This window comes from Mesobacillus persicus (genome assembly GCF_900109925.1).
Lineage (GTDB): Bacteria > Bacillota > Bacilli > Bacillales > Cytobacillaceae > Mesobacillus_B > Mesobacillus_B persicus.
Genome location: NZ_FOBW01000015.1, coordinates 112,795 through 119,194, shown reverse-complemented (window position 1 = coordinate 119,194; position 6,400 = coordinate 112,795). Strand labels below are relative to the sequence as shown.

5 protein-coding genes are annotated in these 6,400 nt (G+C 40.1%); 4 read left to right on the top strand and 1 reads right to left on the bottom strand.

Annotation, left to right across the window (positions count from 1 at the left end; all coding sequences use genetic code 11):
• The first annotated feature begins 234 nt into the window (after window positions 1–234).
• The 4 genes from BMX30_RS18605 to dapF all read left to right on the top strand — a co-directional run bounded on the left by BMX30_RS18605 (window position 235) and on the right by dapF (window position 4,398).
• Complete coding sequence (locus BMX30_RS18605; RefSeq protein ID WP_090749126.1) at window positions 235–1,080, top strand: patatin-like phospholipase family protein; 846 nt, start codon at window positions 235–237, stop codon at window positions 1,078–1,080.
• Between the two features lie 117 nt (window positions 1,081–1,197).
• Window positions 1,198–1,968 carry a hypothetical protein gene (locus BMX30_RS18600; RefSeq protein ID WP_090749124.1) on the top strand — a complete coding sequence of 257 codons (771 nt, stop codon included), beginning with the start codon at window positions 1,198–1,200 and terminating at the stop codon, window positions 1,966–1,968.
• A gap of 101 nt (window positions 1,969–2,069) precedes the next feature.
• A complete protein-coding gene (locus BMX30_RS18595) occupies window positions 2,070–2,645 on the top strand; it encodes a redoxin domain-containing protein (RefSeq protein ID WP_090749122.1) in 576 nt (191 codons plus the stop codon).
• A 793-nt stretch (window positions 2,646–3,438) separates the two neighbouring features.
• Window positions 3,439–4,398 carry a diaminopimelate epimerase gene (gene dapF, locus BMX30_RS18590; RefSeq protein WP_090749120.1) on the top strand — a complete coding sequence of 320 codons (960 nt, stop codon included), beginning with the start codon at window positions 3,439–3,441 and terminating at the stop codon, window positions 4,396–4,398.
• A 54-nt stretch (window positions 4,399–4,452) separates the two neighbouring features.
• Here dapF and BMX30_RS18585 read toward each other — a convergent pair whose 3' ends face one another.
• A complete protein-coding gene (locus tag BMX30_RS18585; RefSeq protein WP_090749118.1) occupies window positions 4,453–6,288 on the bottom strand; it encodes a DNA ligase D in 1,836 nt (611 codons plus the stop codon).
• Window positions 6,289–6,400: the final 112 nt, after the last annotated feature.

The following is a 6,400-nucleotide window of genomic DNA, read 5'->3' as shown; positions in this document are numbered from 1 at the left end:
GGCACCGAGGAGGCTCCCCGGCACGCCCGCGGAAAGCGAAGCCGCCTGGAACGGAAATCAACAACTATGTTTTAGCACTTTTCTATTTCGAGGGACCTTTTCAGTGCCCTCGTTTTCTAGCAGGCTCTTTTTTTTTGCCTTTTTATGAAGTCGTCTATTGCCTTAAATTCTCATAATTATGCTAAAATAATTCACATGAAAAATTCGTAGGTTGAAAAGAAAGGAAGGTTATCAGTGAGTATAGATGCAGGTCTTGTCCTCGAAGGGGGCGGAATGAGAGGAGTTTATACTGCGGGGGTTCTCGAGTATTTCTTAGAGAAGGAGATTGCCTTCCCCTATGTGATTGGTGTATCCGCTGGAGCGGCGATGGCGGCTTCCTATTTATCTAAGCAAAAGGGCAGAAATAGAAGAGTAAACATTGATTACATTACGGATCCACGCTATATTTCTTGGAAGAACTTTATTAAAACAAGACAAGCTTTTGGGATGGAGTTTATCTTTGATGAAATTCCGAACAAACTAGTTCCCTACCATTATGATGCGTTCTATGAAAATGAGGCCGAGTTTATTGTTGGTACAACCAATTGTCAAACGGGTAAACCAGCTTATTTTGCCAAGGAAGATTATGGCCAAGAAATGTTAAAGGTTATTAAGGCTTCTAGTTCTTTGCCCTTCTTAGCTCCGGAAATCCACTATCAAGATAAAATCCTATTAGATGGGGGTATTAGTGACCCGATACCAATAAAAAAGTCGATTCAGGATGGAAATAAACGGAATGTTGTTGTCCTCACAAGAAATGAAGGTTATCTGAAGAAGCCTTCAAAATTTCACTTTCTGGTCAAAAGAAAATATCCCCAATATGAAGGGTTACGAGAGGCGATGGCGAAGCGTTATCAGGTGTACAATGACACCCTCAGTTATTTAACGGAAGAAGAAAGAAATGGAAATGTATTAATTATCAGGCCGACTGAGCCGCTTGAAGTAGGAAGAATGGAACGCAATCCCGCAAAACTCGAAAAATTGTATCTACTAGGATATGAAGATGCAAGAAAAATAGAAAGTCGTCTTGTTGCATGGTGAAAAAAATAGCCGTCCTAATTCAATAGGACGGCTATTTTTATCGAATTACTAGAATGATTTTGGGTACGGTTTAATAGAATAAAGTAATAAGCTAAAGAAGTGCGAGGAACATTTAATATGAGTATTCAACAATATTATCAGAAAACGGCCCAATCTTATGTTAATGCATTAGTTATTTCCGTGACGCTACTAACTGTCCTGTTATGCGCTTGCTTGTTATTGCCTTCAAAACCTCCCTTGGGATTACTAGTGATTCCATTTGTCCTTTTTTTCATTGTGCAGTTACAAGGGTTTTTGCGATACTACAAGCATGCAAAGACTTGTGAATGCGAAGCGACAAATGACGCATTCGAGGATTTTTTTTCGAATCAAGATTTCTTACTTACCTTAGCACCCGCACCAGCTTTACGACTACTACTATTCCATCCAAATGGGCGGCTGGCTGGTGAAATCAAAGAGACCAACTCGAAGCTTTGGCGTTGGTTTCTGCCTAATCTAATGGATTTCCGGTTGAAGAAGGATTTTGGTTTATACGATCATCAGGGGAAACTTTTAGCGGTGTATAGAGCGAAAAATAAGGACGTCGAATTAATAGACATGGGAAGAAACGTTGTTGCCGTTTATGTAGATCATTTGCAGTCAGGGAAGGTAATGGAAACTGGGGTTGAATACATGAAGAGCGATGATTCAGCTGTTTACACAGATATTCGCATGCTAAAGGGAAGTCAATTGGTATCAAGGCTCCAAAAGGGATGGATGCCAGTAGGCTGGAGCAAAACCTTTAGCGTAAACACGCCAATTCTTTCATTTGAGACAGCTGTGAATCAAACGGACAAGTTGCTTGCATTTGCGGCGGTCATTAGCCACTACCAATATGAAAATCACTAAAATAGGTTAATCGTTGAAAAGTTTTCACTTTTTTAATGCAGTTTATGTTCAATTCGTTTTAAAATAACATCATGAGGTTTTTTCACGAAGGGAATGTTTGGATGAAGAAGTTCTTGATTATCACAGCGGTGATCCTTGCTGTTTTATTTATTGTCGATAAGACGGTCTTGCAGAACGAAGGAATGGTTAATCGAGTGGGGCTTACCGGGAAATATAAAAAAATGGACAATGTAGCTGACCTTCCGGTTGGATTAGCAGAGGGGAATGTTGCTCCGGATTTCTCGCTAGTTGATTTGAATGGGAACCCTATTAAGCTAAGTGACTACCGAGGCAAGAAAGTGCTTGTTAACTTTTGGGCTACGTGGTGCCCACCATGCAAAGCTGAGATGCCGTATATGCAAGAACTGTATGAAAAGTATCATGAAGACGGTTTTGAAATTTTAGCAGTGAACTCGACGGTAACGGAAAAATCACGGGATAATGTTGTTGACTTCGTTGCTGAATATGAATTGACTTTCCCAATTCCAATGGATGAAAAAAATCGGGTTTCTAGTGATTATGAAATCATGGCGTTTCCGACGAGTTTTTTCATTGATTCAGATGGAGTAATCCGCAGCATCACCGTCGGAGGGATGACGAAGGAACACCTTGAAGGGGAAATTAAAAAGCTACCTTAATCTTTAACATCCCCCGTATCAGTAGACCGGCTTTTGTTTTGAAGTGCAAAATACGAATTAACCTTGCAATTCGTAAAGTAATTCGCACCAAAATTAAAAAGCAATTTGGTAAGTAAATCAGAAAAGAAAAAAGCTTGGAGACAGTTTATATGCTCCAAGCTCTTTTTATCCCAGATAAGCGCCGGTTAGCGATTTCCAAATTTGTAGTAAATTAGCTACTAAAATAAGGGGAGAAATTCCTCTTATTAAGGAAATAGCACGAAAAATAGAGTAAATAGAGGGAAGGATTCCCTCTATTTACTAGAAAAACATGAAAATGGACCATTTTGCTTTGCCTTAGGGGGAAAAACTCCCCTTATACCCCAAACCAAGCCCCTATTCTGCAGGCTAAGGGGAAAAACTCCCTTTATTTAAACAATCAGAAGTTACTCAATTAAGGATTAGAAAGAATGTCTGCTTCATTATCCCCTCCAGGCATTAACACGCATCCCTTGCTAGTTAAAAAATCATTTGTAGCACACCAATTGGTTTAACCATTAGCATGCGGTTTTTCAAGCCGACAAAACCCTATGACACCATGTTCAAAGGGGTTCGAAAAATTCCAAAAGAAGAGGTCTAATTCAGTTGCGAATAGAACCGCTAATTCTATTTTTGAATTCGAAATCCGAATCCGCTAGTATCGGTACGGGTGGTTTTTTTATGTGCATGTTAAAGACCGGTTTTGTTTTTGTTGAACATTCAGTGAAGTTGTGGCATCTTTTAATATAGTACATAAATTGGAGGCGGCAATAAGATGATTGAATTAATCAAATGTCATGGTTCGGGAAATGATTTTCTGTTAATAGATGAAATGGATCGCGATTATGGTTTTACAGAAGAGAATCGTGCAGAACTCGCCAAATCACTTTGTAGTCGGGAAACAGAGCTTGGGGCGGATGGAATTCTGTTTATTTTAACTAGTGAACAAGGTGCCGCGAGAATGCGCGTATTTAACTCGGATGGCTCAGAAGCATCGATGTGTGGAAACGGGCTGCGCTGTGCCGCACGATATATCTGTGAAAAGCTTGGCGTTGAAGAAGCGATTGTGGAAACAATGAAGGCGAACTTGCAGGTGAAAAAAGAGGAGGACCTTTTCTCCGGAGTTCCAACTTACAATGTGGAAATTTCACCAGTATCTTTCCGAATCGCGGATCTTCCTTTAATAATGGATCAGGAAGAATTAATTCAGGAAAAAATTCCGGGCTTATCTGATGAGCTTACATTTACGGCTTTGGCTGTTCCGAATCCACATATTGTGGCCATTGTGACTAAAGACCAAGTGGAATCAGATTTGCAAAAGGAATTAAGTGAAAAAGTCAATGGACCAAATGAGTTGTTTCCAGATGGAGTCAACGTTAGTTTTATTAGACTCCTTGAAAAAGGGGAAATTTATGTGCGTACCTTTGAACGTGGGGTAGGATTTACGAACGCTTGTGGAACAGCCATGTCCTCTTCGAGCTTAGTGACCTGTTTAATTGGTGAAAACCAAGTAGGCGACAGTATATCCGTTTATAACAACGGTGGGATGGTTCAATGTGTCGTTCACAAAGTGAACGAACATTACTCAATTGATTTAATCGGGAATGCGACTTATATGTATAAGGCCACTGTGGATGCGGCCACTCTTAAGGTTGTGGAAAAGCAAGAATTCAACGAACAGGCAGCTTACGAAAAACTCAGGGAACATGCTCAGACTGTATTGGGCACTAACTAAATCAAAAAACCTGAAAAGGCTTAGGCCATTTCAGGTTTTTTTATCCTCTGAAGATTACTTCTTTGGCCCATTCCGTAAAACCGCGAGCACAGGATCAAAAGCTTGCTGTTCTTTTACTTTTAAATAATCCGCAAAAGGAGAACCCTTTTCTTTGATTCTACTAATCATATTGTTCACTTTGAAATTTTGGATGGTTAGGTGTTCATCGACCTCGTCCCAAAACAACGGGGCTGCAACCGTTGCATGCTTTGTACCACGTGGAGAAAACGGGGCAATGATTGTTTTCCCTTCGGCGTGCTGGATATAATCCACATAAAGTCGATTGCCGCGGTTTTTTTTGAGTCGTTCAATTGTAAAAGACTCCGGTTTTTTGGATATAAGATATTCAGCAATAAACGCCGTAAACAGTCTTGTGTCGTCATAGGTATATTTATTTTTAGGTAATGGAATATAAATCTGCAACCCTTTGTTACCCGATGTTTTAATAAAGCCTACAAGCTCAAGCTGGTCCAGTACTTCTTTAATCATTAAGGCGGCATCAATCGCTAAGTGAAAATAATCCCTAGAAGGTGGATCGAGATCGAACACAATTTCATCGGGTCCGGCGCTATTGATGGTTTGAAACGGGATGTGATATTCAACAGCAATTTGATTTCCCAACCAGAGCAAGGTTTTTAAATCATTGCAGACGATATAATTGATTCCCTCTGACATTGAGGTTTTAACAAACTCTGGTGCATAATCAGGTGCGTTTTTTTGATAAAAGGCTTCTCCGAACATCCCGTGCGGGTACCGAATCACCGTTAGAAGTCGATCTTGTAAAAAAGGCAGCATAAGCGGCGAGATTTCTCTTAGGTAATCAATGAATTCCACCTTTTGAATGGCCGGGTCTTCCCAAATCGGTTTATCTGGGTGGGTAATTTCGATTCCACTAGGGAGGTTCTTCCGCTGTTGGGCAAACTTCTCAAACGTACAATCCTCTGGCTTTATATCAAAGCGGAATTGATGAAAATGAGGCTCTCTCATTTGACCTTCATACATCTCGAGGTATTTAACCTCCAAACAAATCGCAGGGTTCACATAAAGAAACCGGTCATCTTCATGGGTGTGATTATCCTTAATCGTTTGAAATAGAGCAGCCTTTTCATCCGGCTTAAATCCAAAGAGCACCGCACCTAGTGGGTAGAATTCCTTGTCCTTGTAGACAGAAACATAAAAATAGCCATTTGATTTTTCATAGGCTGTTACGAAGCATGTGACGTATTTAAAGTTCTTAAACTTATACCACTTGTCTGTTCGTTTTCCTTCTTCCCATATGCTGTTCAAATGCTTTGCAATAATGCCTTCGCCGTCACTTAAAATAATGTGATCCCATAACAAATTGAAATCGGTAGCGGCTGGAACTAGTTGGACGAGGCTTGGGTTAGCTATATCTGGAAAAGAGGGGAGGTCTAATTCCTTAAAGAGTTCTTCTAGAATTTTACGGCGCTCATCGTATGGCTTTTTGCTGGTGCTTTTTCCACGAAGCCTCAATACATCAAAAATCATTAAACGGCACGGGTTATTTTTCGCCTTTTCCTTAATTCTTTCTAATGAGCGCATTCTTCCCCTAATCTGAAGTGCACCAAAGTTAGCTTTATACGGGCTTTCTAAATCGACTAGTTCCGCATCTAAAGTTAGTGGCAGGTAGGGTTTAAACAATTCTTGATTTTTTAGCAAGAATGATTCTATTTCTGGAAATATTTCTAATAAGGATTTTTCGTTTCGACTAGTTAACTTAATGTCCTGATCCCATTCAAGAAAGGCACGGAACCCATCGAATTTTACCTCATAACGCCATTCCTCTCCCTTTGGGCGTTCAAAGGTGAGTGTGGGCAACATTGGTTTCATTTCAGGCTCCTTTCCATTTAGTAATCGTATAATATCCATTAGTTTTCCGGAAAAGATAAAAAGTCATTCACTGGCAAATGTTTATATGGATGACCGGAGCTGTTTTATCATA